The following is a 26587-nucleotide window of genomic DNA, read 5'->3' as shown; positions in this document are numbered from 1 at the left end:
AAGGTCGGCCAATTCAAGCCGGCTCCTGACCGCGCAGCTGCCCATCACCGACCACAATGTACTTCTCGCAGGTCAAACCTTCGAGACCCACCGGGCCGCGGGCGTGCAGCTTATCAGTAGAAATGCCAATCTCCGCACCCAATCCGTATTCAAATCCATCGGCGAAGCAGGTTGGGGTGTTGAGCATCACCGAACTGGAGTCCACTTCGGCCATAAAACGCCGTGCGTCGCCCTGGTGTTCGGTCACGATCGAGTCGGTGTGATGGGAGCCGTAGTGATTGATGTGTTCAATCGCCTGGTCCAGCCCGTCGACAATACGGATCGACAAAATCGCGTCCAGGTACTCGGTGTGCCAGTCGTCTTCAGTGGCAGCCACCACGTCAATCAGCGCCTGCGTGCGCTCACAACCGCGCAGCTCGACACCTTTGGCACGAAACTCTTCGGCCATTGCCGGCAAGAACTGCGCCGCCACCGCCTGATCGACCAGCAAGGTTTCCATCGCCCCGCAAATGCCATAACGGTAGGTTTTGGCATTGAACGCAATACGCTGCGCTTTTGTCAGGTCCGCCTGGGCACTCACGTATACATGGCAGATGCCGTCCAGGTGCTTGATGACCGGAACACGGGCGTCACGGCTCACGCGCTCGATCAAGCCTTTGCCACCGCGTGGCACGATCACGTCCACATACTCGGGCATGGTGATCAATGCACCGACGGCGGCACGGTCCGTGACCTCAACCACTTGCACCACTGCCGGCGGCAGACCGGCCTCAGCCAGCCCTCGCTGGATACAGGCGGCAATCGCACGGTTGGAATGAATGGCCTCGGAGCCACCGCGCAAAATAGTCGCGTTGCCCGACTTCAAGCACAGGCTCGCAGCATCGATGGTCACATTGGGGCGCGACTCATAAATAATGCCAACCACGCCCAGCGGCACGCGCATTTTGCCCACCTGAATGCCCGAAGGCCGGTAGCTCATGTCGCGAATCGCGCCGACCGGGTCCGGCAAGCTGGCCACCTGACGCAAACCGACGATCATGCCGTCGATGCGCGCTGGGGTCAGCGCCAGACGCTCCAACATCGCGGGTTCCAGACCATTGGCACGCCCCGCCGCCAGATCCTGCTCGTTGGCAGCGGTGAGTTCGGGACGGGCAGCATCCAATGCAGCGGCAGCCGCCAGCAGGGCACGGTTTTTTTGCCCGGTGCTGGCACGGCCAATCACACGGGACGCTTGGCGAGCGGCGCGACCCAGGCGGGTCATGTAGTCAAGAACGGACTCAGTCATGGTCTCAATGGTCTTGGCAGGGAGGAAAGCGGCCGATTATAGCGGTCCCGCCGCCTCACGCACAGCGGTGGCAGGCGGATGGTCGAAATGGGCTGTAAATACACCGCGTTCAGCCTCGATTAAGCAGGTCTTGCTATGATCTGCCCCTTTTCAGCCATCCATTAATCGATCCGAAGATGCCCAACGTACTGCCGGATTCATTTTTTGACCGTGACGCCCAGCGCGTCGCCCGCCAACTGCTGGGCAAAGTCATCCGCCATCGAGTCAACGGGCTGTGGCTGAGCGCGCGCATTATCGAAACCGAAGCCTATTACTGCGTCGATAAGGGCAGCCACGCGTCATTGGGCTATACCGAAAAACGCAAAGCGCTGTTTATGGATGGCGGGCACATTTACATGTACTACGCTCGCGGCGGTGATTCGTTGAACTTCAGCGCCCACGGCCCCGGCAATGCGGTACTGATCAAGTCGGCGTACCCCTGGGTTGACGCGCTCTCAGGCCCTGACAGCCTGGCGCAGATGCAACGCAACAATCCGGACACACACGGCAATCCGCGCCCCGCTGCCAGGCTCTGCGCCGGGCAAACGCTGCTGTGTAAAGCGTTGGGGCTGAAAGTGCGCGAATGGGATGCAAAATGTTTCGACCTTGAACGTTTGCGGGTCGATGACGTCGCACAACAACCCTCGCAGATCATTCAAACCACGCGTTTGGGCATCCCTCACGGGCGTGACGAGCACCTGATGTACCGCTTTGTCGATGCCGACTATGCCGCGCACTGCACACGCAACCCGCTACGCCGCGGGCAGGTTGAGGGCCGGGACTATGTGACGCTGCAACACACCTGCACCGCCGATTAAATAACGATCAAAAGGAAGTTGAAACATGGGCCCATGGCTCGATAGCGTAACTGGCTGGCTAACAGCCAACCCGCAGTGGCTGGGCCTCGCGGTATTTATTGTGGCGTGCGTGGAGTGCCTGGCAATTGCCGGGATCATCGTGCCCGGCACCGTTTTGCTGTTTGCGATTGCCGTCATGGCCGGCAGCGGCGCCCTGTCATTGGGTGAAACCTTGTTATTGGGTTTTCTCGGCGGCCTGCTCGGTGACGTGGTGTCTTACGCACTGGGCAGACGCTTCCACCAAAACATTCGGCGATTACCGCTGTTACGCACCCATCCTCAATGGATGAACGGCGCCGAGAGCTACTTTCACAAGTACGGCATTGTCAGCTTGCTGATTGGCCGCTTTATCGGCCCGCTGCGCCCGATGCTGCCGATGGTGGCGGGCATGTGCGACATGCCCATCCCGCGCTTTATTGGTGTCAGCCTGCTGGCCGGCATGGGTTGGGCAGTGGCGTACTTGCTGCCCGGTTGGGCGACCGGGGCCGCCATCCGCCTGCCCTTGCCCGAAGGGTTCTGGCCGCAAGCCGCGGTGGTTGCTGTCGGCCTGGCCGCGCTGCTGGGCCTGAGCATCAATGCCAGCATCCGGCGCCAATCCGGGGCCACGGTGCTGATCGGTGCCCTGAGCCTGAGCCTGCTGCTGGCAGTGTTCGTCGGCTACCCCTACCTCAGCGCTCTGGACCGGGGCATCTCGGCACTGGTGCAAGAACATCGCAGCAGCGCGATGGACATGGCCGCGGTCCTGGTGACGCAAATTGGCAACTTCCGCACCCAGTTCCTGGCTGCCGCCGTGGTCTGCGTCATTTTGCTGGTGACCCGCCAATGGCGCGCCATGTTCTTTTTCGGTGGGGTCACGCTGTTTACGGCTGTGGCCAACACCACGACCAAACACTTCTTTGCACGGATGCGCCCAGACGTATTGGTCGACCCGCTCACCAGTTACAGCATGCCCAGCGGGCACAGTTCGGGGGCGTTTGCATTTTTTGTGGCGCTGGCGATTCTGGCCGGGCGCGAGCAACCGCAACGCATGCGCGTGACGTGGGTGTTGCTGGGGTGCCTGCTGGCGATCACGGTCGCCATGTCACGGGTTTACCTGGGCGCTCATTGGCCAACAGACATCATGGCCGGCGCATTACTGGCGATTACGGTCAATGCGTTTGCACTCGCCCTGAGCCAACGCTTTATGCCGCTCAGCCCGGTCCCGCAAAAAGTCTGGTGGGTGATTTTGCCCGCCTGCACCGCGCTGTACGGCTTTTTTATGCTCGGGCACCTGTCCAAAGAGCTGCTGCGCTACGCCTATTGATAGCCCAAAACGCAGCTCATTTTGCAGGAACCACCGAGGTACGGGGCTGCGTTCAGGCGCAGCCTCTTATGCCCCGTCAGCCACGCCAAATCAGCGACGGTTCAATTAAGGGCCTCACCCTGCATCTCGTCGAGTAACACTTGAATACCATCAAGGCGCTGCTGCGGGTCATCGACTTGCAGCAGTTGGAGCTTGTCCTCTTCGGCAAAAGGCAACAAATACGCCAGCTGATTGCCCAGTGACTGCTGCCCCGACACCTCGGTGTTCATCTCCAGAGCCGCCACCATGGGATGCTCTGCCAACGCTTTGAGTAACGCCAGCAGGTCTTGATCTTCGTCACCCAGCGGTTGCTCGGCAACTTCATCCAGCCATTCAATTTCGGCCAGCAATGACTGATTGGGTTGCGCCTGCGAGCTCAAGACCTGAAAGCGCCGCCCGCCTTCGACACGAATGCCCAGCAGCCCGTTGTCCTGCTGTTTGAAGTCTCGGATCAGTGCCTCACACCCAATCGGGGCGATATCTTGCGGGGCGTCGCCCACTTCGCTGCCCTCAAGAATGCAGACCACGCCAAAGCCTGCACCCTGCTTCAGGCAGCAGGCGATCATATCGAGGTAGCGCGCCTCAAAGATTTGCAGGTCCAGCACACACCCCGGAAACAGCACGGTATTGAGGGGAAACAACGGCAATGTCATGTCTACGTCCTTACACCATGAGGCTGACGGCCAGCGGTAAAAATACCGCCGTACCCACGCCCATTAAACTCATCGCCAACGCCGCAAAGGCGCCGCACTCTTCGCTTTCTTGCAAGGCCACCGATGTGCCCACCGCATGCGCCGTCATACCCAATGCCATGCCGCGCGCCTCGGTGCTGTGAACGCGCAACAGGCTCAGCAGGCTTGGGCCGACGATCGCACCGATGACCCCGGTAATCAGTACAAACACTGCCGCCAACGCCGCCACACCGCCAATTTGCTCTGCCACCAGCATGGCAATCGGTGAAGTGACCGACTTGGGCGCCAACGTCATCAGCACTCTGTGCTCCGTGCCGAACCAGGCGCCCAACAGCACCACGAGACCGGTCGCAAATACCCCGCCAATCACCAGCGTAGTAAAGATGGGCCAAAACAGTTGCCGGATTCGCCGCAGGTTCAAGTACAACGGCACCGCCAACGCTACCGTGGCAGGCCCCAGCAGAATGCTAAGAATGTCAGTGCTGTTGCGGTACTCGTCGTAGCTCAGGCCACAGCTGAGCAACACGCCAATCACCAACAACATCGAGGCCAGCACGGGCTGTAGAAAGATCCAGCGGGTTTTCTCAAACGCTGCGAGCACCAGTTGATAAGCACCCAGAGTGATGCCGATACCAAACAGCGGGTGATGAATCACGGCGTACCAGGCCCCTTGCCATTCCAGGGTCATGGCCGCTCCTCAGGGTGCTGATGACGTTTGAGCAAACGCTGCATCAACACACCGACGAAGGCCATCGAGATTAAAAGCGACAATACCAATGCCCCGGCAATGGCCCAAAAATCTGCCGCGATATCGCGCGCGTAAACCATCACCCCCACGGCGGGCGGCACTAACAGCAAGGGCAAGTAGCGCAGCAGACCACTGGCGGCTTGACTTAACGGCTCGGAGACTTCGCCGCGCACCATCAAAAATGCCAATAGCAGCAGCAACCCGATAATGGGGCCGGGCAAAACAGGGATGAACACATGATTGAGGGCGGTGCCGAGCAATTGAAACAGCACCAGCCAGGTCAGGCCGCGTAACAACATTTCACATCTCCAGCGATCTTTTTTGCGGCGCATTATAGGCACGCTCCCAACCCGCTGGCATGGCTAACGCCATGATCGGCCGGTGAATATCTCAGGATGTTTCATGTGGCCCTATAGAGCGGCTTCCTTTGCTGCGGCATACTCGGTGGCCTAACTTTGCGGATCCTGCCATGCGCCCATTTGTCCCCCTCGCTTTGACCCTGCTGCTGACGGCCTGCGGCGACGGTGAATCGCTGTTGCCGCCGGACGCGCGCCTGCCCGATGGCGGGCGCTATCGCGGTGAAGTGGTCAATGGGTTGCTGCAAGGCCCGGGGCGCATCGACTACCCGAATGGCAGTTGGTACGCAGGTAATTTCAGCAATGGGGTGTTCCAGGGCCAGGGCGAATGGCACGCCAGCAATGGCGATGTGTACCGTGGCTCGTTTGAGCAAGGTTTATACAGCGGCCAGGGCAGCCTGATCACCCACGACAGTGATTACATGGGCGGCTTCAAGCAGGGCCGGCGCGAAGGTGAAGGCACGCTTAAAGAAGGCGGCATGAGTTATCGCGGCGAGTTCAAAGACGACCAGTTCTGGGGCAACGGCCACCTTGAACTCGATGACGGCAGCCAGTATGAGGGCCAGTTCGCGCGCGGCAAACCCCACGGCCAGGGCAAGCGCAGCGATGCCAGCGGTAATGAATTCACTGGCACGTTTGTGAACGGTCAACTTGAGGGCAGCGGCATTTTCAACAGTGCCGAAGGCGATCAGTACGAAGGCGAATTCAAAGACAACCAGCTCAATGGCAAAGGCCGCTACGAAAACGCAGACGGCGATGTGTGGATCGGCGAGTTCAAGGATGGCGCCCTCACTGGCAAAGGCGAGTTCATTGGCATCGACGCCAGTCATTATCGCGGCCAGTTCAGCGAGTGGCGCTTCAACGGCCCCGGCCACCTCAGCCTTGCGGACGGCAGCACCTACGTCGGGGACTTTGCCAACGACACCTATCAGGGCTACGGCACCTTGACGCTGAGCGACGGCTCGGTCGAAAAGGGCTACTGGATCAACGGCCTGCGGGTACGCGACGATAAAGGCAACCTGTTGCCCGATCCGCTGGAGCTGGGTTTACTCAACCAGGGCAAGCTACTGGACAAGGCCCTTAAAGCGGTGCCGCCGTCCACCCCGGCCATTGAGCTGTACAGCCTGGTACTGGGGGGCGACGGCAAGCAAAGCGTGTTTTTGCGTGAAGCCGACTACGTCAGCGACATGCTCGCCAGCCGTTTCGGCAGCCGCGGCCAGATCAGCCTGGTCAACCATCGCGATCACTTGATGGATCGCCCTATGGCCACCCGCGAAAACCTGCACCGCGCCGCCAAAACCCTGGCCGAGCGCACCGGCCCCGAAGACCTGGTCTTCATTTACCTGACCAGCCACGGCACCCACGATCACGAACTGGTGCTGGACCAGCCGCGCCTTGAACTGGCCGACCTGCCCGCCGAAGATTTGGCAGCCGCTCTGGCCCCCCTCAAGCATCGCGACAAAATCATTGTGGTTTCCGCCTGCTACTCCGGCGGTTTCATACCGGCGCTCAAGGATGAAAGAACCTTGATCATGACCGCGTCCGAGGCCAACAAAGTGTCGTTTGGGTGTTCGGAAGAAGCCGACTTCACTTACTTCGGCAATGCCCTGTTTGCCCAAGCCCTGAACCAGACTGACGACCTGCAAAAAGCTTTCGCGCTGGCCAGGCAGTACGTCGCCGAACGCGAAAAAACCGATAACTTCGAGCCTTCTGAGCCACAAATCTGGGCCCCTAAAGGTGTATTGAACCATTGGCAACGCTTGCGCGAGCACCAGGCCCGGCAGGCGCTGCACTAAACCGATTGAACAGCATGCACGCCCAGAGTGACTAAGCTGACTGTATTAAGGGAGAACTCGCATGTACCTGACGCCTAAGCACATCTTGCTTGCTGGTGCCACCGGTCTGACCGGTGAGCTTTTGCTCGACCGCTTACTTAACGAACCCACCATCGAACGCGTGCTCGCCCCCTCGCGCAAGCCATTGGCCGAACACCCGCACCTGGACAACCCGGTGGGTGAGCCTGCGGTGTTTTTGCCTCAGCTCAGCGGCCCGGTCGACGTGGCCTTCTGCTGTTTGGGCACCACGATCAAACAGGCAGGGTCGGAACAAGCGTTTCGCGCTGTGGATCACGACATGGTCGTGGCATTTGGCAAGCGTGCGCGGGAGATGGGTGCACGGCACTTGATCGTCGTCAGCGCCATCGGGGCTGACCCCAAATCTTCCGTGTTCTATACCCGGGTCAAAGGCGAGATGGAGCAATCTTTGCGCGCTCAAGGCTGGCCGCAACTGACCCTTGCACGCCCCTCGGTGCTGATTGGTGAGCGCATGGAAGAGCGACCAGTGGAAAAAATTGCGGCCACTCTGTCCAAACTGGTGCCCGGCAAATACCACGGTATTGAAGCCTGCGAGCTTGCCCGTGCTCTGTGGCGATTGGCACTGGAAGAAGACAACGGTGTGCGCGTGGTTGAGTCGGACGAGCTGAGAAAGTTGGGCAAGTAACCCCACTGGCTACAGCCCGCCGCTGGCCTGAAACCCGACGCCCAGAACGGTCAGCACCGACAGCGGCAACAACACCGTATCGAGCAACGCGCTGGCCGGCAGATCCAGCCCCGGGTAGCGCGGGGCTTGCGCGCCAAACCGGTCCAGCGCACAACAACCGCCCTGCATTGCATACCAATCCAGCCGCGTGCCCGCGTACACCACCGGCGCGCCCGGCTTGGCCGCGTCCAGCGTTCGAACGCTGGCGCAGCCCCCGATGTGCATCACCGCCAGCAAGGCCAGCAGCGCTTTACTCATCGCCGCCCACATGGTGCTCGCCCCAACGCGGGAGCATGTCCTGCGGGATGTTGAGCAGATTGAGAATCCGTGCCACTACAAAGTCGACCAAGTCATCGATGGTTTGCGGCTGGTGATAGAAACCCGGCGAGGCGGGCAAGATCACGGCGCCCATGTTCGACAGTTTGAGCATGTTCTCCAGATGGATGCTGGAGTACGGCGCCTCTCGCGGCACCAGAATCAACTGGCGCCGCTCTTTGAGGGTCACGTCCGCCGCACGCTCGACCAAGTTGTTGCAAGCCCCGGTGGCAATGGCCGACAGCGTGCCCGTGGAGCACGGCACCACCACCATCGCAGCAGGCGCGCCAGAGCCGGAAGCCACGGGCGACATCCAGTCTTCTTTGCCGTAGACGCGAATCTGCCCGGCAGCCGCGCCGGTGTATTCGGTCAGAAAGGTCTGCATGGCTTGTGGTTTAGGCGGCAGGTTGACGTCGGTTTCGGTCGCCATCACCAATTGCGCGGCCTTGGAGATCAAAAAATGCACTTCGCGGTCTTCGCGCACCAGGCAATCGAGCAGGCGCAACGCATATTGCATACCCGAGGCGCCCGTCACGGCCAGCGTGATGCGTTCCGGGCCGTTCATCGCAATGCATCCGCTAATTTGCCGTGCAACCCGCCGAAACCGCCGTTGCTCATGATCACCACATGCGCGCCCGGTTTAACGTGGGTTTTGACGTCCGCAATGATTGCTTCCAGCGAATCGCACACCTGCGTGGACACGGGGCTGGATGCGACCGTAGCCGCCAGATCCCACCCCAGATTGGCCGGGGCGTACCAGACCACGTGATCGGCTTGCACCACACTGCCCGGCAAACCGTCGCGGTGGGCGCCCAGCTTCATGGAGTTGGAGCGCGGCTCGATGACGGCGATGAGCGGCGCATCGCCAATGCGTTTGCGCAGGCCGTCCAGCGTGGTGGCAATGGCCGTTGGATGATGCGCAAAGTCGTCATACAGCGTGATGCCATTGACCTCGGCGACTTTTTCCATCCGCCGTTTCACACTTTTAAACGCACTCAAGCCTTCAATGGCCATGCTCGGCACCACGCCCACATGGCGCGCAGCGGCCAAGGTCGCCAAGGCGTTAGCGACGTTATGCTGCCCGGTCATGTCCCACTCGACGGTGCCTTGAACGGTGCCGTCAAACAGCACCTCAAAGCGCGAGCCGTCGGCACTGAGCAAGCGCGCCTGCCATTGACCGCCCTCGCCCGTGGTTTGCACCGGCGTCCAGCACCCCATCTCGATGACCCGCTGCAACGCAGGCTCGGTGGTGGGGTGAATCACCAGTCCTTCACTCGGGATCGTGCGGACCAAGTGGTGAAATTGACGCTCAATCGAGGGGAGATCCGGGAAGATATCAGCGTGATCGAACTCAAGGTTGTTCAAAATCGCGGTACGTGGGCGGTAATGCACAAACTTTGAGCGTTTGTCGAAGAAGGCGCTGTCGTACTCATCGGCCTCGACCACAAAAAAAGGCGTGTCGCCCAAACGGGCCGAGACCGCAAAGTTTTGCGGTACGCCACCGATCAGGAAGCCCGGCGCCATGCCCGCGTGCTCAAGCACCCAGGCCAGCATGCTGCTGGTCGTGGTTTTGCCATGGGTCCCGGCCACGGCCAGCACCCAGCGACCTTGGAGTACGTGGTCAGCCAGCCACTGCGGGCCAGACACATAAGGCAGGCCCTTGTTCAGTACGTACTCGACCGCCGGATTGCCGCGCGACAGTGCGTTGCCAATGACCACCAGGTCAGGCGCGGGGTCGAGCTGGGCCGGGTCGTAACCTTGAGTCAACTCAATGCCTTGAGCTTGCAACTGGGTGCTCATTGGCGGGTAGACGTTCGCATCGGAGCCTGTGACGTGATGGCCCAGCTCTTTGGCCAATACCGCCAGCGAACCCATGAAAGTGCCGCAAATACCAAGAATATGAATGTGCATAGTCGACCTCGTAAATCATCGGCGAAGGGTAGCGTAGGGGGCTTTTTTTCGCACCTGATGATTCGGGGCCATTAGCCCCTGCCCCTCACCTTGGCACTCTGATGCAGGGAGAGGGTCAGGGTGAGGGCCGGCCTTAACGTTCGATCCCATGCTTGCGCAGCTTGCGATACAGCGTATTGCGGCTGACCCCCAGTTGCAGCGCGGTGTGGGTCATGTGCCAGCGATGCAATTGCAGCGCCATCAGCAAGGCCATTTTCTCGGCCTCTTCCAGCGGCTGCTCTGAAGGCGCAACCACTCCGACAGGCGCTATCCGCACGTTGGCCGGCAGATCCTGAAGTTTGATCTCGCCACCCTCACACAACGCCGCCAGGGTGCGTAGCACGTTGCGCATTTGCCGCACGTTGCCCGGCCAGGCAAAGTTCAGCAAGGCGTCTCGCGCCTCGTGCTGGATGACCAGCGGCTCCTGCCCTGCTTCTTCGGCCAGCAGAAAATCCAGCAACTGCGACTTGTCACTGCGATCACGCAAGGCAGGCAAGGCGATTTCCAGCCCGTTCAACCGGTAAAACAGGTCTTCGCGAAAACTGCCCTCGGCCACCCGCTCCAGCAGGTTACGGTGAGTCGCACTGATGATGCGCACGTTGACCGCTTGTGGCTCGCCGCCAATCGGCACCACCAAGCGGTCCTCCAGCACTCTTAACAGCCGCGTTTGCATGGCCAGTGGCATGTCGCCGATTTCGTCCAGAAACAAGGTGCCGCCATCAGCCTGCTGCAACTTGCCTTGCATCCCTTCTTTGCGCGCGCCCGTAAAGCTGCCACCGCGATAACCGAACAATTCGCTTTCAATCAGGCTTTCGGGGATCGCGGCGCAGTTGAGCGCTACGAACGACTGCCCAGCGCGCAAGCTGGCCTGGTGCACGGCCTTGGCAAAGGCTTCTTTACCCGAGCCGGTTTCGCCATTGATGAGCAACGGCACGTCGCGCTCAAACACCCGCAGGGCACGCCGAAAATCGTTTTGCAACGCTTCATCGCCCAAACAAATACTGCTTGTTTGCACGCGCACCGGCTCAGGCTGAACACGAACAGGGGTCGGCACCGTGCGCGCCGGGCCACGCAATGCGGCAAATAAATAACGGCCGTCACGGGTGCACAATGGCCAACTGGCACTGGCTTGCGGGGTCGCACGGGCAAACAGCTCATCACCCGAACTGTCGAACAGGCCATCAATGTTGTGCCCCACCAGCCCGTCACGGGCTTTGCCCAGCAGGTTGAGTGCGCTTTGATTCACCGCGCAGATCACCCCGTCGCCATCAAACGCCAGCATGCCTTCGCTAAACAGCCCGAGTGACTGAGCTTGCAGATGAAAACGCAGCAGCCATTGGCCTTCAAAGTGATGCAGGAAGTAGCTGCTTTCGATGATTTTGGCGGAGAGATTGACCAGCGCCATCGTATGAAACTGGCTCTGGCGCGACACTTCATGGCGCGCCGAAGACACATCCAGCACCGCCAGCAACTCGCCCTGCGGGTCAAATACCGGGCTTGCCGAGCAGGTCAGGCCGGTATGACGGCCACGAAAGTGTTCGTCCTGATGGATGGTCAGCGCCTGGCGCTCAACCATGCAGGTGCCGATGCCATTGGTGCCTTCACGGGCCTCACTCCAGTCCGCCCCCAGCCACAACCCTGCGTGTTCAAACACTTTGCGCTCGGCAGGTGCGGTCACGCAGTTAAGAATCACGCCCCGCGCATCGGTCAACAGCACCGCATGACCGGCCCCCGAAAGCTGTTGATGCAGGCTGTTCATTTCATGACCGGCAATGTGCAACACCTGTTGCAGGCGCTCGCGACCTTCAAGAATGCGCCCATGTTCAAGCACCGTAGGGGCGATGTTTTGCGCGGGATCGAGGTGGTAATCCTCCAGGCAGCGTTGCCAGGAGCGAACGATTGACGGGTCGCATCCTTGAGGATGGCCCTGGGTGACGTCGATGACTTGTCGGGCGTGCCGACTGATATCTGCACTGCGCATTTTTATTGTTCTCCGCTCTGTCTCGGCGGTCTTAGCGTGCACGGGGAAAACGACCCGCGAGCAACCACTCAGAACCAGTCCAAACCGAGCCATCAGCATCCTCTTGCACTGCTGGCATTGCAATCGTCATCTGACTGACTGGTCATGCGCTGTACCGCTTTTGGCACAAAGTGTCACTACCACTGTGTCGACTGTGACACATCGTTTCGCTGACGCCCATCGCTCACACGCCTGAAAGCCCCGTTTTAGAGCGCTCATAACTATTTGGCCCGACCTTTGCTCCTGCTTGGGGCAACGCCACCGCGCGTCCTCCCATAAGCACAATAAAGCCAGGAGACATTCACCATGCGTTACGCACAACCCGGTACTGAAGGCTCGATCGTCTCGTTCAAGAGCCAATACGGTAACTACATCGGCGGCGAATTCGTGGCGCCGGTCAACGGCCAATACTTCACCAACACCTCGCCGGTCAACGGCAAGCCCATCGCTCAATTTCCGCGTTCGACGGCCCAAGACATCGAAAAAGCCCTCGACGCAGCTCACGCCGCCGCCGATGCCTGGGGTGCAACCTCAGTGCAGGCGCGCTCGCTGGTGCTGCTGAAAATCGCTGATCGCATCGAACAAAACCTTGAACTGCTGGCCGTGACCGAAACGTGGGACAACGGCAAAGCCGTGCGCGAAACCCTGAACGCCGACGTGCCATTGGCCGCCGATCACTTCCGTTACTACGCCGGTTGCATCCGCGCTCAGGAAGGCAGCGCCGCCGAAATTGACGGCAACACGGTTGCGTATCACATCCACGAACCGCTGGGCGTGGTCGGTCAAATCATCCCGTGGAACTTCCCGCTGCTGATGGCCGCCTGGAAACTCGCGCCAGCGCTGGCGGCGGGTAACTGCATCGTGCTCAAACCGGCCGAACAAACGCCGTTGAGCATCACGGTGCTGATGGAGTTAATCGGCGATCTGCTGCCACCGGGCGTGCTGAACGTGGTGCAAGGCTTCGGCAAAGAAGCAGGCGAAGCCCTGGCGACCAGCAAGCGCATTGCCAAAATCGCCTTCACCGGCTCAACCCCGGTCGGCTCGCACATCATGAAATGTGCCGCTGAGAACATCATTCCCTCCACCGTGGAGCTGGGCGGCAAGTCGCCCAACATCTTCTTCGCCGACATCATGCAAGCCGAACCAAGCTTCATTGAGAAAGCCGCTGAGGGCCTGGTGCTGGCGTTCTTCAACCAGGGCGAAGTCTGCACTTGCCCCTCGCGCGCGCTGATTCAGGAGTCGATCTACGACGATTTCATGAAAGTGGTGATGAAGAAGGTGGAGTCGATCAAACGTGGCGACCCGCTGGACACCGACACGATGGTCGGTGCTCAGGCCTCCGAGCAGCAGTTCGACAAGATCCTGTCCTACCTGGAAATTGCCAAGGCAGAAGGTGCGCAGCTGCTGACGGGCGGCCAAGTGGCCAAGCTCGAAGGCGACCTGGCAACCGGCTATTACATCCAGCCGACGCTGCTCAAGGGCACCAACAAAATGCGCGTGTTCCAGGAAGAAATCTTTGGCCCGGTGGTCAGCATCACCACGTTCAAGGACGAAGCCGAAGCGCTGGCCATCGCCAATGACACTGAATTCGGTCTGGGTGCCGGTTTGTGGACCCGCGACATCAACCGCGCTTACCGCATGGGCCGCGCAATCAAGGCCGGTCGGGTGTGGACCAACTGCTATCACCTGTACCCCGCACACGCGGCGTTCGGCGGCTACAAAAAGTCCGGTGTCGGCCGTGAAACCCACAAGATGATGCTCGACCACTATCAGCAGACCAAAAACCTGCTGGTCAGCTACGACATCAACCCGCTGGGTTTCTTCTAAAAAACGCCCCCGCTGGCTGCGATCTTTGATCCTTTAAAGATCGCAGCCTGCGTCAGCTACAGGTCTACACCGCTCTACCTCAGGGCCTATGGCCCGGCTCTTGCTTTACACCCTGTCAAATTCCTAACTATAAAAGAACAGGTGAAATCACATGCCTAGCGAACCGAATGCCGCTACTGCGGCCCCCTCTTCGGTCGACTTTGAAAAAGTCGGCTCCGATTACTTTCAACAACGTGAACTGAAAAAAGGCGCCGCCGGTTGGGTCCTGCTGGTAGGGCTGGGCGTTGCTTATGTGATTTCCGGTGACTACGCCGGGTGGAACTTCGGGTTGGCTCAAGGCGGCTGGGGCGGAATGTTTCTCGCAACCTTGCTCATGGCCACCATGTACCTGTGCATGTGCTTCTCGCTGGCCGAATTGTCCTCGATGATCCCGACAGCGGGCGGCGGCTATGGCTTTGCCCGCAGCGCCTTTGGCCCCTGGGGCGGTTTTTTGACCGGCACCGCGATCCTGATCGAATACGCCATCGCCCCCGCCGCCATCGCTGTGTTTATCGGCGCGTACTGCGAGTCGTTATTCGGGATTGGTGGCTGGATGATCTACCTGGCGTTCTACATCATCTTTATCGGCATCCACATTTTCGGTGTCGGTGAAGCCCTTAAATTGATGTTCATCATCACCGCCGTGGCCGCCATTGCCTTGGGCGTGTTTTTAGTCGCCATGGTGCCGCACTTCAACGTCGCCAACCTGCTGGACATCCCGGTGAGCAACGCCAAGGGCGCCAGCCCGTTCCTGCCGTTCGGCTATGTCGGCGTGTGGGCGGCCATTCCTTATGCCATCTGGTTTTTCCTCGCCGTAGAGGGCGTGCCGCTGGCCGCCGAAGAAACCAAAAACCCCAAGCGGGACCTGCCGCGCGGTTTGATTGGCGCCATGCTGGTGCTCGTGACCTTCGCCCTGCTGATCTTGGTGATTGGCCCCGGCGGCGCGGGGGCACATCACTTGATGGCCTCGGGTAACCCGTTGGTGGAAGCGCTGAGCAAAGCGTATGGCGGCTCCACCTGGATGGGCGGCTTCGTCAATCTGGTCGGGTTGGCCGGTTTGATCGCCAGCTTCTTCTCGATCATTTATGCCTACTCGCGTCAGATATTCGCCCTGTCTCGCGCAGGTTATTTGCCTCGCAAGCTGTCCGAAACCAACAAGAGCAAAGCGCCGGTACTGGCGTTGATCATCCCCGGCATCATCGGTTTTGGGCTGTCGCTGACCGGGCAAGGTGACTTGCTGATTCTGGTGGCGGTGTTTGGTGCAACCATTTCCTACGTACTGATGATGGCCGCGCACATCACCCTGCGCATTCGTCGCCCCAAAATGGAGCGTCCATATCGCACACCGGGCGGTATTTTCACCTCTGGCATCGCCTTGGTGCTCGCCTGCGTCGCGGTCGTGGCCGGTTTCCTGGTCGACCCGCGGGTGGTGATTGGTGCGGCGGTGATCTATGGAGTATTAATTGCTTACTTTGCTTTCTACAGTCGGCATCACTTGGTAGCCGGTACGCCTGAAGAAGAATTTGCGGCGATTCAACACGCCGAACAAACCTTGCACTGATCGCTGAGAATCCCGCCAGACGCCCTGCGTCTGGCGTCAAGGAGCACCCTGTATGGCAACGTTTTCTCACGCGGTGGGCACTCAGACTTACCGTTTCGACAGCCTCAAAGAGGTGATGGCCAAAGCCAGCCCCGCACGCTCCGGGGACTTTTTGGCCGGTGTAGCCGCGCACAACGATGGCGAACGTGTGGCCGCGCAAATGGCGCTGGCTGACATCCCGCTCTCGCACTTCCTGCAAGAAGCGCTGATTCCTTACGAGGCCGATGAAGTCACGCGCCTGATCATCGACAGCCATGACGCTCAGGCGTTTGCCGCCGTCAGCCACCTGACCGTGGGGGGCTTTCGTGACTGGCTGCTCAGTGATGCCGCCGATGAACACAGCTTGCGCGCCCTGGCTCCAGGGCTTACGCCTGAAATGGCAGCCGCCGTGTCAAAAATCATGCGCGTGCAAGACCTGATTCTGGTGGCGCAAAAAATCCGTGTGGTCACGCAGTTTCGCGGCACCGTTGGTCTGCGTGGGCGACTGTCAACGCGCCTGCAACCCAACCATCCCACCGATGACCCGGCCGGGATTGCCGCGAGCATTCTCGACGGCCTGCTCTACGGCAACGGCGACGCCATGATTGGCATCAACCCGGCCACTGACAGCATTGCCTCGATCTGCGATTTGCTGAACATGCTCGACGCGATCATTCAGCGCTATGAGATCCCCACGCAATCGTGCGTGCTGACCCACGTCACAACCTCAATTGAAGCGATCAATCGCGGGGTGCCGTTGGACCTGGTGTTTCAGTCAATTGCGGGCACTGAAGCGGCAAACGCCAGTTTCGGGATTAATCTGAATGTATTGCAAGAAGGTTACGACGCCGGTTTAAGCCTCAATCGCGGCACACTGGGCAACAACTTGATGTATTTCGAGACAGGCCAAGGCAGTGCGTTGTCGGCTAACGCGCATTTTGGTGTCGATCAGCAAACCTGTGAGACCCGCGCCTATGCGGTGGCTCGGCATTTCAAGCCATTTTTGGTCAACACCGTGGTCGGTTTTATCGGCCCCGAGTATCTGTACAACGGCAAACAGATCATCCGCGCCGGGCTTGAAGACCATTTTTGCGGCAAGTTACTGGGGGTGCCGATGGGCTGCGACATCTGCTACACCAACCACGCCGAAGCCGATCAGGACGACATGGACACCTTGCTGACGTTACTCGGCGTGGCCGGGATTAATTTCATCATGGGTATTCCGGGGTCGGACGACATCATGCTCAATTACCAGACCACGTCCTTTCACGATGCGTTATATGCGCGCAAAACCTTGGGCCTTAAACCCGCACCCGAGTTTGAACAGTGGTTGAGCAAGGTCGGCATTTTTACCCAAAACGACGGCCGCATTGAATTTGGTCATCAACTACCGCCGCTGTTTCGTCAGGCGCTGACCCACTTGGGAGGACGTTGAACATGGCCCATACCCCGACCGACAGCCACAACCCATGGCTGCAACTGCGCACGCTGACCCCGGCGCGCATTGCGCTGGGCCGCACCGGTACCAGTTTGCCGACCCATGCGCAACTGGACTTTCAATTCGCCCATGCGCAGGCACGCGATGCGGTGCATCTGCCCTTTGATCACGCCGCCTTGAGCGCACAACTTCACGAGCGTGGCCGTGACAGCTTGTTGCTGCACAGCGCCGCCGCTGATCGCCACAGCTACCTGCAACGCCCTGATCTTGGCCGACAGTTACACGCAGACTCGGCACAGCACTTGCGCGAATATGCACAGGCCCACCCCGGTGGGGTCGATGTGGCCGTGGTCGTGGCCGATGGTTTGTCGGCGCTGGCGGTTCATCGTCATGCCGTGCCCTTTTTGGCGCGCATGCAAGAGCACATCGCCGCTGAGGGCTGGTCGCTGTCGCCAGTGATGCTGGTGGAGCAAGGCCGCGTCGCGGTCGCCGATGAAATTGGTGAGCTACTCGGGGCAAAAATGGTGGTGATGCTGATTGGCGAGCGGCCCGGCCTGAGTTCACCCGACAGCCTGGGACTGTATTTCACCTATGCGCCCAAAGTGGGGCTGACCGATGCCTTTCGCAACTGTATTTCCAACGTGCGGCTTGAGGGATTGAGCTATGGCATGGCCGCCCATCGGCTGGCGTACTTGATGCGCGAGGCCTGCCGTCGACAATTGTCGGGGGTCAATCTCAAAGACGAAGCCCAGGTGCAGACGCTGGACGCAGCCGCTCCCCACGAAAACTTCCTGCTCAAGGGTGAGTAAAAACACCTAACCGCTGCAAAGGGACAGCATGTATTACCATGACGACCGCCACATACTGGGGTGATGACGGATCGGCATTCATCAATACATGCTTCGCTACAAACTCTGGAAGCAGAATTTGCGTCAATCCGTATAATCCTCTCCGTTCAAAATGTACGAAAACACTACATACGCTGTAGTTAACTGCCTTTTTCCCCGCACAGACCTGCTGAGCCGGGTCATCCACACAGGTGCTTTACATGGATTTCAACCCGGTCGACATTATCTTGCACCTCGATGTGTACCTCGACATGCTGGTAAACAATTACGGGCCGTGGATCTACGCCATCCTGTTCCTGGTGATCTTTTGCGAAACCGGCCTGGTGGTCATGCCGTTCTTGCCCGGTGACTCACTGCTGTTCATCGCAGGCGCTGTAGCAGCCGGTGGCGGTATGGACCCGGTGTTATTGGGCGGCTTGCTGATGCTGGCAGCGATCATGGGTGACAGCACCAACTACGTGATAGGACGAACGGTCGGCGAGCGGTTATTCAGCAATCCTGACTCGAAAATTTTCCGCCGCGATTACCTGCAAAAAACCCATGACTTCTACGAACGTCATGGCGGAAAAACAGTGACCATGGCGCGTTTTCTGCCGATTTTCCGTACCTTCGCGCCGTTTGTCGCAGGCGTGGCACGCATGTTTTACCCGCGCTTCTTTATGTTCAGCGTATTCGGCACCGTACTGTGGGTCGGCGGTCTGGTGACCTTGGGTTACTTCTTCGGCAACGTGCCGTTCATCAAGAAGAACCTGTCGTTGCTGGTGGTGGGCATCATTCTGCTATCGCTGATACCGATGATTATTGGTGTGGTTCGCAGCCGCTTCGGTCGCAGCCCCTCTAAAGCCTGAACGAGATAAACCGACATGTGGTCACTGAGCGAATGGAGACGCCAGAGGATTCTTGCCCAGCACCCGGTGGCGCCCGATACGTGGCATGACGTGCGCCAGCGACTGAGCATCCTCGATGGTCTGGATGACGAACAAGACCGCTGGCTACGCGAACACAGCGTGCTGTTTTTGCAAGACAAGCACCTGACGCCGATGCCCGGCGTAGAACTGAGCGATGAAAGCCGGTTGCTGCTGGCGGCTCAGGCGCAATTGCCGTTGCTGAATCTGGGCGATCTGGACTGGTATGAAGGCTTTCACGAGATCGTGCTCTACCCCGACGACTTCGTCAGTCCGCAGCGTCATCTCGACGCCAGTGGTGTCGAGCACGAATGGGAAGGTCATCACAGTGGTGAAGCGTGGCAACACGGACCGGTCGTGTTGGCTTGGCCCGGCGTGTTGGCGGGTGGCGGCTGGGATGCCAGCAACCTGGTGATCCACGAATTGGCGCACAAGCTCGACATGCTCAACGGTGCAGCTAATGGCATGCCGCCACTGCATCCTGGCATGAGCGTCAGCGACTGGTCTCACGCCATGCAACAGGCGTACGACCACCTCAACCACTACCTCGACCACCATAACCCCGATCACGCGCCCATCGACCCGTATGCGGGCGAGAACCCGGCGGAGTTTTTTGCAGTCATCAGTGAATACTTTTTCACGGCGCCGGACCTGCTCCACCATGCCTATGCGCAGGTGTATCAGCAGCTTTGCCTGTTTTACCGCCAAGATCCGCTGGCCCGCCTGCAAAAACTACAAAGCGAACACCCCCAATACCGTGCACCGCACTGATCGCCCAAGCGTGACGTCGTTGCAGGAATACGCCTATAATCGCCGCCACTTTTTGGCCAAATCGGCCAAGTAAACTGGCCTACTAACGGGGGCACCGCCCAATGAGCTACAGCAAAATTCCGGCTGGCAAAGACCTGCCGAATGACATCTACGTCGCTATCGAGATTCCGGCTAACCACGCGCCGATCAAATATGAAATCGACAAAGACAGCGATTGCCTGTTCGTTGACCGCTTCATGGCCACCCCGATGTTCTACCCGGCCAACTATGGTTTCATCCCCAACACCCTGGCTGACGACGGTGATCCCCTCGACGTGCTGGTCGTGACCCCTTACCCCGTTGCACCGGGTTCGGTTATCCGCGCGCGTCCAGTGGGCATTCTGCACATGACTGACGACGGCGGCGGCGATGCCAAAGTAGTAGCAGTGCCTCACGACAAACTGTCCCAGCTGTACGTAGACGTCAAAGAGTACACCGACCTGCCACCCCTGCTGATTCAGCAGATCCAGCACTTCTTCGAGAACTACAAAGATCTCGAAAAAGGCAAATGGGTGAAAATCGAAGGTTGGGGCGACGCAGAAGCCGCCCGCACCGAGATCACCAAGTCGGTTGCCGCCTACAAAGGCTAAATGTGGGTTAACGGGCTTCGGCAAGTTCCTACATTAAAAACCCCGGTCTTCCGGGGTTTTTTTATGCCTGCATAAACGCAAGGAAACAGCCTGTTCACACCCACCAAATAAGCCACACAGCAAGTGTAGGAAATGACCCTGTAATAGCGGGATGAGTCTTTTTTTTAGCGCGTTTTTTGAACGTTTAGTTTATTTAAACAGTGATCTCTTCTCCGTAAACTCCGCCAGCATGAATACATCCGGTGATCGTCTAAGACTCCTTTTAAGGGAGTGCCATTTATCTGCTTCGGACTTCGCTGCCAATCGGCGCGTTACGCCGCAGCACGTCAACAACTGGTTCAAGCGGGGTATCCCGATGGCTCGCCTGGACGAAATCGCAGAGCTCTTATGTGTTAACAGCCGATGGCTGCGCACGGGTGAAGGGGTTAAACATCCAAAGGTACCGATCTCCAACCATACGACGTGTTTACCCGCCGGCGAGGTGGGTTATGCCCCCAACCAAAACACTGCACTGATCGCTGATAAAAACGACATCCACATTCCGTTTTACAACGAAGTGCTCAGCCCATGCGGGACAAAAAAAACCCGCGTCGTTGAAATTCCGGACAACCGCGTTCGCCTCGACTGCTCGATCCTGCATGCCGCAGACGTCAGCGCCGAGAACGCCATTTGCGTGCCCATGATCGGCCACAGCATGTCGCACAAGATTCAGAGCGGCTCGACGATTGCTATCGACCGCAGCTTGACCCACATCGTGGACGGCGAAATTTACGCCCTGGAACAGGACGGCATGCTGCGGATCAAATACGTCTACCGCCAGCCCAAAGACGGTTTGCGTTTGCGTAGCCACAATGCCAAGGAATACCCGGACGAAGTATTCAGTGCTGAACACATCCGAACTTTGGACATTCGTATTTTGGGCTGGGTTTTTTGGTGGTCCACACTCAACACGCGCAGGCCAGCCGTGCCGAGCCTGTTAAATGAATAAACAAAGAACCTGCGCCCAGACACATCGCGCGCAGGTTTTAGCTAGGAAACATCACCCACTTTAAGTATGCTGCGCGGCACACTGACATGCCGTTCGTGGTGATTGAATGGCGTGCACGACCAGGCAAGCAAACAGCACCTGCGTCCCACACTCTTAAGCATGCGCTGAGTGTCCAAATTGAAGGTGGGTACGGTTTACCAAAAATAAACCAAATCCACCCCCGAGAAGCCGGCCACAAGCCGGCTTTTTAATTGCCTGCTTAAAAGCCCCTTTCGCACTTTCATTTCATAAAATGCCACCATTTCTTAGTCTCACTTAACGCCTCGCGCAAAGGTTCAATGCTGATGCTGCGTGCTGCCGGGTCAAGTGCGAGTGCCTTTTGTAGAGCGCGCCAAAACACTGGGGGGAGTTGCCGCGGTTTTTCGGGGTCCGTTGCTCGGGGCAAGTGCTTTAACGCCCCAGGGCATGGCGCAATCAAGGGGCATTTACCGGTCGCCAGTTCATAGAGTAAGCAACCTGCGCCGTACACATCGGCACTGCGGGTAAGGGGCGCGCCGGCGAGTAGTTCGGGGGCGGCGTAGCCTGGGGTCCAGGCGCCAAAGTGGGTACGGCTCAGGGGAGCCAGACCTTTGAGTACGCCCGCCTCGCTCTGGCCCAGGCCGAAGTCAAATAGCCGAACACCGGTTTCACTGAGCATGACGTTGCCGGGTTTGATGTCGCCATGCAGCACGCCGCGCTGATGGGCATGTGCAAGCGCATCGAGCAATGGCAAGGCGATCTCTCGCAGCTCTGACAACGATAAGCCCAGCGGTCGCTCACACAACAAACGGTCAAGAGTGGGACCCGGTAAATGCTCCATCACAATAAAGGCGCAGTGGTGTTCGGTGTCGATGTCAAAGTTATGCATGCGCAGCACATTGGGATGGCACAACTGACGTACTAACGCGTATTCATTGAACAGCAGCGCACATCCGTCTGGCGCCAGGGCGATGTTTTCGCCCAACAGTTTCAGCGCGACATCGGACTGCGAGTCGCCCAACTGTTCTTGCAGCAGGTCACGCGCACGGTACACAACACCCATCCCGCCTGCCCCTAGCAAGCGCTCAATGCGGTAACGGCCGCTTAATACGCGCGGTACTTGATTGCTACAAGCCATGTCCCGTTGGCTCATTGAGCGATGACCACTGCGCACAGGTTATCCCTCGCCGCACCTGACAACACGTCATCGAACAGGCGCGCCACTGCCAGTTCAGGCGCACTCACACTCAACGCTTGCCCCAATGCGCCGGGGGTCAACTCTTGATAAATGCCGTCACTGCACAACAGAAACACATCTCCCGCTTGCACCTCGAACTCCAGTACCTCCAACGCCAAAGCTGGGGCAGCCCCCACCGCTCGTGTTAAGGCTCGGGCATCCGGGTGGGCACACGCATGCCGGTGGCTCATGTGCTCTTGCTCGATCAATCGCTGCTGGAAAGAGTGATCCCGCGACAACTGATAGAGCATGTGTTGGCGCCATAAATAGCACCGACTGTCCCCCGCCCAGAGGCAGACACCGTGACGGCCTTCGATCAACAAAACAGCCACTGTGCTACCGGTGATGTGCTGCTCCGGGAGAGCACGGGCGCCCCGCTCATGGCAGAGCTGCTGATTGACGCCCTGCAAGCAGTCGCGAACCGCTTGCAACCGCGGCCCTAAATCGTTTTGAGCCGGCAGAGCGCCCAAACGGCTCACCAGCAATTGGCTGGCCACATCACCACTGCAATGCCCACCCATGCCATCGGCCACTGCCCACACCCCACGCTCGGGGCTGTTCAGAAAAGCATCTTCGTTGCGCAGCCGCACCTTGCCCATATCGGTGCGCGCTGCGCTTCGCCATTGCGCGGTCACGCCCTTCACAACTGGGCAGGTAAACGAAAGCTGCGCAGCGCTTGCAGGTCAAACGGGTTCGGTGTGCGCTGGCTCATAAGCACATAGTTGGCCCGCAGCCCGCCCACATCAGCCTTCAGCAACATGACGTCGCGCCCACTCAGGTAGTCGATTTGCATCAGGTCCAATACTCGAAACAGTGACCACGGCCCTGTGTTTTTTTCGATGCCGATTGGACGTCCGACGTTTTTTTCCAGGACCAGGCTGGTACGTCCATTGTCGGCCTGAGTCGGCCACTGGAAATTCATCGGTACGATGGGACCGTGCCGGTACTCGATCATTTGATCACCGAAGCGCAACTGCGAACGGCTGACGCTGGAGTCCAGGCTGTAAGGCTCGAGGGTGAACTGCACCTGCGGCTCGGATGGATTTTGCGCAAAAAAGCCCTGACGAATAACTTGAGCCGTGGCCATCTGCTCAAAATACACCCGTGACATCGGCAAACTTTTACCGTCCATGCTGCGCAAGCGATAACTGCCCGCGTCCCGACTGACAAAAGGTTTCATCCAGGTGTCGAAGAATTGATCGGCAAGCCCCTGCGCTTTAAAAAACTCACGGAAGTCGTTCAGCGCCACATCGCTGCTGCTGTGTGCATCAAAGGGGTAACGTTGCTTAAGCGCTCGGGCATAAAACCGGTACAGCTCGTGCTGATAGCGTTTATTTAGAAATTGATACGAATCATTAAGCACCAGCCCCCATGTGTCCTCGTTCAGGGTGTTGAACCAGCCATTAAGGGGACGCGGCAAGCGTTGGGCGGCTTGGCGTAATTGGCTCAGCGCATCACGCTGCCCACTCATACGCAACCTGGCCATCTCAAAAGCGGCTTGATCCGGCGCACTGGCGCGGGCCAGTCCTGCCATTTGTAATTGCACATCCGTGAGCCCGACCAATAACGGTGTCAGGCTCGCCGTTGGCGCATCATTGTCATCCAGTAAATGGTGTAACGGCTCAAACTGGCGCTGCAATGCCTTCTTTGAGGTGTCCGGCACAGTGCTCGCCAGGACCTCAGTGCCTTTGGCGACAACCGCCCCGGCAACCGCCGTGAGTTTGCCGCCCTGCGCGCCAACGGCAGTCGTCACAGAAGGCAACTCATCGGCAATGCTGATGAAGCGCGTGTTCTCACGCACGGCGACCAACAGCTGCAAGAGCGGTGAGTTGGCAGACGTCAGGCCCGCCATCTGCTCGGCACCTTCACGGGCGTCGCTCATCGGCTGCAACGCCAGGCGCCCAACCGCTTCGGCCCAATGGTCGGCGTAGTCACGAAAATACAGTTGCTCCAGTGCAACCATGAGTTTGCGCATGTCCATCGCACTGATGCTGCTGCCTTCGCCCAACACCCAGTTATCACGCAGGATGTCACTGACCAGGCTCGCGCCCTGGATCGAAAAATACTGTTGATAACCTTGCTGGGTATAGAAGCCCGGAATGCTGTAATCCGCACCGCTGAACAAATGGCCCTGTGGCCCGAGGTGCTGGCTGAGGCTGTAAGGCGCCAAAGAATGGGCCTGCTCGCGTAATGTGCGGTACACCACCGTGGCCAATGACTCACTGCGCAACACCTGTCGCGCCTGTGCAATCAGGCCTTCATCGAGCGGGGACTTGAAGGCGGTTCCCAATAAGCGTTCGAAATGCTGATTAAGACCGTTTTGCACGTCTGTCAGCCCCGGGTAGCGCAGCGACCAGTCGCTGGCAATCCAGGCCTTGAGCCAGGCGTTATCGCGTTGTTCGACGGCGTCAAACATCAGATAGGCGCGCAAACTATTGAGCAGGCGTTCACGATCACTCAGGTTGGCGCGGATCTGTTGTTCGAGTTGCTGCTTGACCCGGGGCAATAACTGCGTGTGCAATTCGTTTCGGTAGGCCTGTGTGAGCACCCGCTTAACAGCAGCGCCCTGATACAGACCGCTGCGCTCATACAACGCAACCTGCGTCATGGAGGGGAACACCTGGGTTGCCGCGTAATGCGTGTCCAGGGTCTTGAGCGTAGCCTGCGCATCATCGCGCGGACTTAATTGCGCACGTTGTCGAACCCCTTGCTGAGCCAAATGACGCAGTTGTTCAAGGCGCTCATGGTTGGATGAAAAACTGCCTGCCCACAGCACCCCCAACACACTCAACACAGCCATCGCGAGCAGGTACTGAAACCGCTGCCCCCAATGAATACGGCGCTGCTCACGCTTGTCCAACCCTGCCAGTTGCGCTTCCGGGAAAATAACGCGGCTCAACAGATGGTTAATAAAGTAAGCGCGACCGGTGTGCAGGAGTGGAGATTGTGGCTTTTGGGCTGTCTCGACGCTGTCCGCTTCCGGATTTTGCGTAGCGGGGCTGGCCATGACATGGGGCGCGCTGGTCAGGTAAACACCCCGTAGCGGGCTGGCGCGCTGGTAGCGATTACCCGTAAACGTCATGTCGCTAAAGACGCACAGTTGCGCGGCGATCTCGCTCAACTGATGGGGAAAATCCAGAATAAGGCCACGGCGTTGCGCGTCTCGCTCCTGGTGCATGCGCGTGATGATCTGGCTGTTGAGACGCCCCAGCAGCGCCTCAAGCTCGGCACGCAGCAACGCCGTTCCGCCTTGGTTGTTATCAAAACTGGCGCCGAATACCTGATCACGCTCATCGCGGGTCAGTTGTTCAAAGAAAGCGTCAAACCCCGGTACGCTGTCGGTCTTGCTCAGCACCAGGTACACCGGCAGCTCGATCCGCAGAACCCGATGGATGTCTTGCAGGCGCGCCCGAATCTGATCTGACAATTGCGACAACGCGGGCTGATCGCCCTGGCTCAACAGGTCTACTGGCACCGTCACCAGCACGCCGTTCAAAGGTCGTTCACGCCTGCGTTTGCGCAACAAGCCGAGCAAGGTGTTCCAGCCACTGGCATCTACGCGCTCATTACCCTGTGTCAAAAACCGCCCCGCGGTATCTATCAGCACCCCGTGCTCGGCAAAGTACCACTCGCAATCAGACGTACCGCGCATATCACGGGTCAGGGTGCGATCAAGTTTGTTCAGCGGAAACTCCAGCCCCGAAAAGTCCAGCAAGCTGGTTTTGCCAGCGCCTTGGGGGCCCAGCAACACGTACCAGGGCAACTCGTCGCGCCAGCGCTCACTGCGGCCTTTGTAAACGCTGGTGTTTTTCAAGGTGTGCAACGCGGTTTTAAAGCGCTTGCGCAGGCTTTTGCGCGACGCTTCAATCTCTTGTTCCTGACGCTCGTGTGTTTTGCCCGCGTCGCTGTCTGCCAGCACTTTTTTACGCACACCGGCGCGCCAACTGACATACACCATCGCCAGCCCCCAGATCAGCAGCAAGGCGCTGATACTTAAAAGCCTGGCGATGGGGTCTGCCCAAAACTTGTAGTCATCGACCGCCAGCAATGGCCCGACCCACCACACCAACAGCGCGGCCCCTAACACCAGTAACAGCGTCCAGAGCCATGTCTGACGTAGCAGCGACACGCTCGTTTTCAAGAAACTCTTCATCATCAATTCCTGT

General features: G+C 58.9%; 23 protein-coding genes. 12 read left to right on the top strand and 11 right to left on the bottom strand.

Going from position 1 to position 26587, the window contains the following annotated elements; all coding sequences use genetic code 11:
- Positions 1-13 precede the first annotated feature (13 nt).
- The gene (locus AP059_RS13985; protein ID WP_059763826.1) at positions 14-1285 is read right to left on the bottom strand and encodes a glutamate-5-semialdehyde dehydrogenase; all 1272 of its coding nucleotides are present in this window, start codon (positions 1283-1285) and stop codon (positions 14-16) included.
- 176 nt (positions 1286-1461) lie between these two features.
- Here AP059_RS13985 and AP059_RS13980 point away from each other — a divergent pair, with 176 nt between their 5' ends.
- Positions 1462-2142 carry a DNA-3-methyladenine glycosylase gene (locus AP059_RS13980; protein ID WP_059763824.1) on the top strand — a complete coding sequence of 227 codons (681 nt, stop codon included), beginning with the start codon at positions 1462-1464 and terminating at the stop codon, positions 2140-2142.
- Positions 2143-2167: 25 nt separating this feature from the next.
- Positions 2168-3484, top strand: coding sequence for a bifunctional DedA family/phosphatase PAP2 family protein (locus tag AP059_RS13975; RefSeq protein WP_059763822.1), 1317 nt, complete (start codon positions 2168-2170; stop codon positions 3482-3484).
- Positions 3485-3585: 101 nt separating this feature from the next.
- Here AP059_RS13975 and AP059_RS13970 read toward each other — a convergent pair whose 3' ends face one another.
- From AP059_RS13970 to AP059_RS13960, 3 genes are read right to left on the bottom strand one after another with little or no spacing between them, the layout of a single operon-like run.
- On the bottom strand, positions 3586-4176 hold the full coding sequence (locus AP059_RS13970) for an LON peptidase substrate-binding domain-containing protein (protein WP_059763820.1): 591 nt from the start codon (positions 4174-4176) through the stop codon (positions 3586-3588).
- Positions 4177-4186: 10 nt separating this feature from the next.
- Positions 4187-4903: an LrgB family protein gene (locus AP059_RS13965; protein WP_059763818.1), complete on the bottom strand. Its 717-nt coding sequence runs from the start codon at positions 4901-4903 to the stop codon at positions 4187-4189.
- Complete coding sequence (locus AP059_RS13960; RefSeq protein ID WP_059763816.1) at positions 4900-5262, bottom strand: CidA/LrgA family protein; 363 nt, start codon at positions 5260-5262, stop codon at positions 4900-4902. The genes AP059_RS13965 and AP059_RS13960 overlap by 4 nt, the downstream gene beginning before the upstream one ends.
- Positions 5263-5432: 170 nt before the next feature.
- On the opposite strand from AP059_RS13960, the gene AP059_RS13955 reads away from it, so the two are divergent.
- Both AP059_RS13955 and AP059_RS13950 read left to right on the top strand, forming a co-directional pair.
- On the top strand, positions 5433-7115 hold the full coding sequence (locus tag AP059_RS13955; RefSeq protein WP_059763814.1) for a C13 family peptidase: 1683 nt from the start codon (positions 5433-5435) through the stop codon (positions 7113-7115).
- 61 nt (positions 7116-7176) lie between these two features.
- Positions 7177-7818 (top strand): nucleoside-diphosphate sugar epimerase, encoded by a 642-nt coding sequence (locus tag AP059_RS13950; RefSeq protein WP_059763812.1) that lies wholly within the window; start codon positions 7177-7179, stop codon positions 7816-7818.
- A gap of 9 nt (positions 7819-7827) precedes the next feature.
- On the opposite strand, the gene AP059_RS13945 is transcribed toward AP059_RS13950, so the two are convergent.
- From AP059_RS13945 to AP059_RS13930, 4 genes are all read right to left on the bottom strand, one after another.
- Entirely contained in the window at positions 7828-8115 is a 288-nt protein-coding gene (locus tag AP059_RS13945) for a YceK/YidQ family lipoprotein (protein WP_048362361.1), read from the bottom strand.
- A complete protein-coding gene (gene ubiX, locus AP059_RS13940) occupies positions 8108-8737 on the bottom strand; it encodes a flavin prenyltransferase UbiX (protein ID WP_059763809.1) in 630 nt (209 codons plus the stop codon). Before ubiX ends, AP059_RS13945 begins: the two co-directional genes overlap by 8 nt.
- Entirely contained in the window at positions 8734-10083 is a 1350-nt protein-coding gene (mpl, locus tag AP059_RS13935) for a UDP-N-acetylmuramate:L-alanyl-gamma-D-glutamyl-meso-diaminopimelate ligase (RefSeq protein ID WP_059763807.1), read from the bottom strand. The genes ubiX and mpl overlap by 4 nt, the downstream gene beginning before the upstream one ends.
- 133 nt (positions 10084-10216) lie before the next feature.
- Positions 10217-12103 carry a sigma-54-dependent Fis family transcriptional regulator gene (locus AP059_RS13930; protein WP_059763805.1) on the bottom strand — a complete coding sequence of 629 codons (1887 nt, stop codon included), beginning with the start codon at positions 12101-12103 and terminating at the stop codon, positions 10217-10219.
- A 345-nt stretch (positions 12104-12448) separates the two neighbouring features.
- On the opposite strand from AP059_RS13930, the gene exaC reads away from it, so the two are divergent.
- The 8 genes from exaC (at position 12449) to AP059_RS13890 (ending at position 21166) form a co-directional block, all read left to right on the top strand.
- Entirely contained in the window at positions 12449-13969 is a 1521-nt protein-coding gene (gene exaC / locus AP059_RS13925) for an acetaldehyde dehydrogenase ExaC (protein WP_048362357.1), read from the top strand.
- Between the two features lie 151 nt (positions 13970-14120).
- Positions 14121-15569, top strand: a complete 1449-nt coding sequence (eat, locus tag AP059_RS13920) for an ethanolamine permease (protein ID WP_059763803.1) — start codon at positions 14121-14123, stop codon at positions 15567-15569.
- 52 nt (positions 15570-15621) lie between these two features.
- Entirely contained in the window at positions 15622-17022 is a 1401-nt protein-coding gene (locus AP059_RS13915) for an ethanolamine ammonia-lyase subunit EutB (protein ID WP_059763801.1), read from the top strand.
- Positions 17023-17024: 2 nt separating this feature from the next.
- A complete protein-coding gene (eutC, locus tag AP059_RS13910; protein WP_059763798.1) occupies positions 17025-17834 on the top strand; it encodes an ethanolamine ammonia-lyase subunit EutC in 810 nt (269 codons plus the stop codon).
- A 239-nt stretch (positions 17835-18073) separates the two neighbouring features.
- Positions 18074-18721 (top strand): DedA family protein, encoded by a 648-nt coding sequence (locus tag AP059_RS13905; RefSeq protein WP_048362353.1) that lies wholly within the window; start codon positions 18074-18076, stop codon positions 18719-18721.
- A 15-nt stretch (positions 18722-18736) separates the two neighbouring features.
- Positions 18737-19549: a zinc-dependent peptidase gene (locus AP059_RS13900; RefSeq protein WP_059763795.1), complete on the top strand. Its 813-nt coding sequence runs from the start codon at positions 18737-18739 to the stop codon at positions 19547-19549.
- A gap of 101 nt (positions 19550-19650) precedes the next feature.
- On the top strand, positions 19651-20178 hold the full coding sequence (gene ppa / locus AP059_RS13895; RefSeq protein ID WP_048362351.1) for an inorganic diphosphatase: 528 nt from the start codon (positions 19651-19653) through the stop codon (positions 20176-20178).
- A 229-nt stretch (positions 20179-20407) separates the two neighbouring features.
- Positions 20408-21166, top strand: coding sequence for a LexA family transcriptional regulator (locus tag AP059_RS13890; RefSeq protein ID WP_059764028.1), 759 nt, complete (start codon positions 20408-20410; stop codon positions 21164-21166).
- Between the two features lie 280 nt (positions 21167-21446).
- Here the strand turns inward: AP059_RS13890 and AP059_RS13885 are convergent, their stop codons facing one another.
- From AP059_RS13885 to tssM, 3 genes are read right to left on the bottom strand one after another with little or no spacing between them, the layout of a single operon-like run.
- Positions 21447-22322: a serine/threonine-protein kinase gene (locus tag AP059_RS13885; RefSeq protein WP_059763793.1), complete on the bottom strand. Its 876-nt coding sequence runs from the start codon at positions 22320-22322 to the stop codon at positions 21447-21449.
- Positions 22323-22333: 11 nt separating this feature from the next.
- Positions 22334-23020 (bottom strand): PP2C family protein-serine/threonine phosphatase, encoded by a 687-nt coding sequence (locus tag AP059_RS13880; protein WP_059764026.1) that lies wholly within the window; start codon positions 23018-23020, stop codon positions 22334-22336.
- A gap of 41 nt (positions 23021-23061) precedes the next feature.
- Entirely contained in the window at positions 23062-26574 is a 3513-nt protein-coding gene (gene tssM, locus AP059_RS13875) for a type VI secretion system membrane subunit TssM (RefSeq protein ID WP_059763791.1), read from the bottom strand.
- Positions 26575-26587: the final 13 nt, after the last annotated feature.

Source organism: Pseudomonas sp. TAA207, from assembly GCF_001529285.1.
GTDB lineage: Bacteria > Pseudomonadota > Gammaproteobacteria > Pseudomonadales > Pseudomonadaceae > Aquipseudomonas > Aquipseudomonas weihenstephanensis.
The sequence above is the reverse complement of the archived record's forward strand: the minus strand, read 5'-3'. Positions and strand labels throughout refer to the sequence as shown.

What these genes read in the sequence shown, in the direction of transcription:
- eutC (WP_059763798.1), top strand. Translation starts at nt 17,025, where the DNA reads ATGGCCCATACCCCGACCGACAGCCACAACCCATGGCTGCAACTGCGC.
- AP059_RS13965 (WP_059763818.1), bottom strand. Translation starts at nt 4,903, where the DNA reads ATGACCCTGGAATGGCAAGGGGCCTGGTACGCCGTGATTCATCACCCG.
- AP059_RS13980 (WP_059763824.1), top strand. Translation starts at nt 1,462, where the DNA reads ATGCCCAACGTACTGCCGGATTCATTTTTTGACCGTGACGCCCAGCGC.
- AP059_RS13930 (WP_059763805.1), bottom strand. Translation starts at nt 12,103, where the DNA reads ATGCGCAGTGCAGATATCAGTCGGCACGCCCGACAAGTCATCGACGTC.
- AP059_RS13970 (WP_059763820.1), bottom strand. Translation starts at nt 4,176, where the DNA reads ATGACATTGCCGTTGTTTCCCCTCAATACCGTGCTGTTTCCGGGGTGT.
- AP059_RS13880 (WP_059764026.1), bottom strand. Translation starts at nt 23,020, where the DNA reads ATGGGCAAGGTGCGGCTGCGCAACGAAGATGCTTTTCTGAACAGCCCC.
- AP059_RS13915 (WP_059763801.1), top strand. Translation starts at nt 15,622, where the DNA reads ATGGCAACGTTTTCTCACGCGGTGGGCACTCAGACTTACCGTTTCGAC.
- AP059_RS13885 (WP_059763793.1), bottom strand. Translation starts at nt 22,322, where the DNA reads ATGGCTTGTAGCAATCAAGTACCGCGCGTATTAAGCGGCCGTTACCGC.
- AP059_RS13900 (WP_059763795.1), top strand. Translation starts at nt 18,737, where the DNA reads ATGTGGTCACTGAGCGAATGGAGACGCCAGAGGATTCTTGCCCAGCAC.
- mpl (WP_059763807.1), bottom strand. Translation starts at nt 10,083, where the DNA reads ATGCACATTCATATTCTTGGTATTTGCGGCACTTTCATGGGTTCGCTG.
- ubiX (WP_059763809.1), bottom strand. Translation starts at nt 8,737, where the DNA reads ATGAACGGCCCGGAACGCATCACGCTGGCCGTGACGGGCGCCTCGGGT.
- AP059_RS13975 (WP_059763822.1), top strand. Translation starts at nt 2,168, where the DNA reads ATGGGCCCATGGCTCGATAGCGTAACTGGCTGGCTAACAGCCAACCCG.
- AP059_RS13945 (WP_048362361.1), bottom strand. Translation starts at nt 8,115, where the DNA reads ATGAGTAAAGCGCTGCTGGCCTTGCTGGCGGTGATGCACATCGGGGGC.
- AP059_RS13890 (WP_059764028.1), top strand. Translation starts at nt 20,408, where the DNA reads ATGAATACATCCGGTGATCGTCTAAGACTCCTTTTAAGGGAGTGCCAT.
- tssM (WP_059763791.1), bottom strand. Translation starts at nt 26,574, where the DNA reads ATGAAGAGTTTCTTGAAAACGAGCGTGTCGCTGCTACGTCAGACATGG.
- AP059_RS13985 (WP_059763826.1), bottom strand. Translation starts at nt 1,285, where the DNA reads ATGACTGAGTCCGTTCTTGACTACATGACCCGCCTGGGTCGCGCCGCT.
- AP059_RS13960 (WP_059763816.1), bottom strand. Translation starts at nt 5,262, where the DNA reads ATGTTGTTACGCGGCCTGACCTGGCTGGTGCTGTTTCAATTGCTCGGC.
- exaC (WP_048362357.1), top strand. Translation starts at nt 12,449, where the DNA reads ATGCGTTACGCACAACCCGGTACTGAAGGCTCGATCGTCTCGTTCAAG.
- ppa (WP_048362351.1), top strand. Translation starts at nt 19,651, where the DNA reads ATGAGCTACAGCAAAATTCCGGCTGGCAAAGACCTGCCGAATGACATC.
- eat (WP_059763803.1), top strand. Translation starts at nt 14,121, where the DNA reads ATGCCTAGCGAACCGAATGCCGCTACTGCGGCCCCCTCTTCGGTCGAC.
- AP059_RS13955 (WP_059763814.1), top strand. Translation starts at nt 5,433, where the DNA reads ATGCGCCCATTTGTCCCCCTCGCTTTGACCCTGCTGCTGACGGCCTGC.
- AP059_RS13950 (WP_059763812.1), top strand. Translation starts at nt 7,177, where the DNA reads ATGTACCTGACGCCTAAGCACATCTTGCTTGCTGGTGCCACCGGTCTG.
- AP059_RS13905 (WP_048362353.1), top strand. Translation starts at nt 18,074, where the DNA reads ATGGATTTCAACCCGGTCGACATTATCTTGCACCTCGATGTGTACCTC.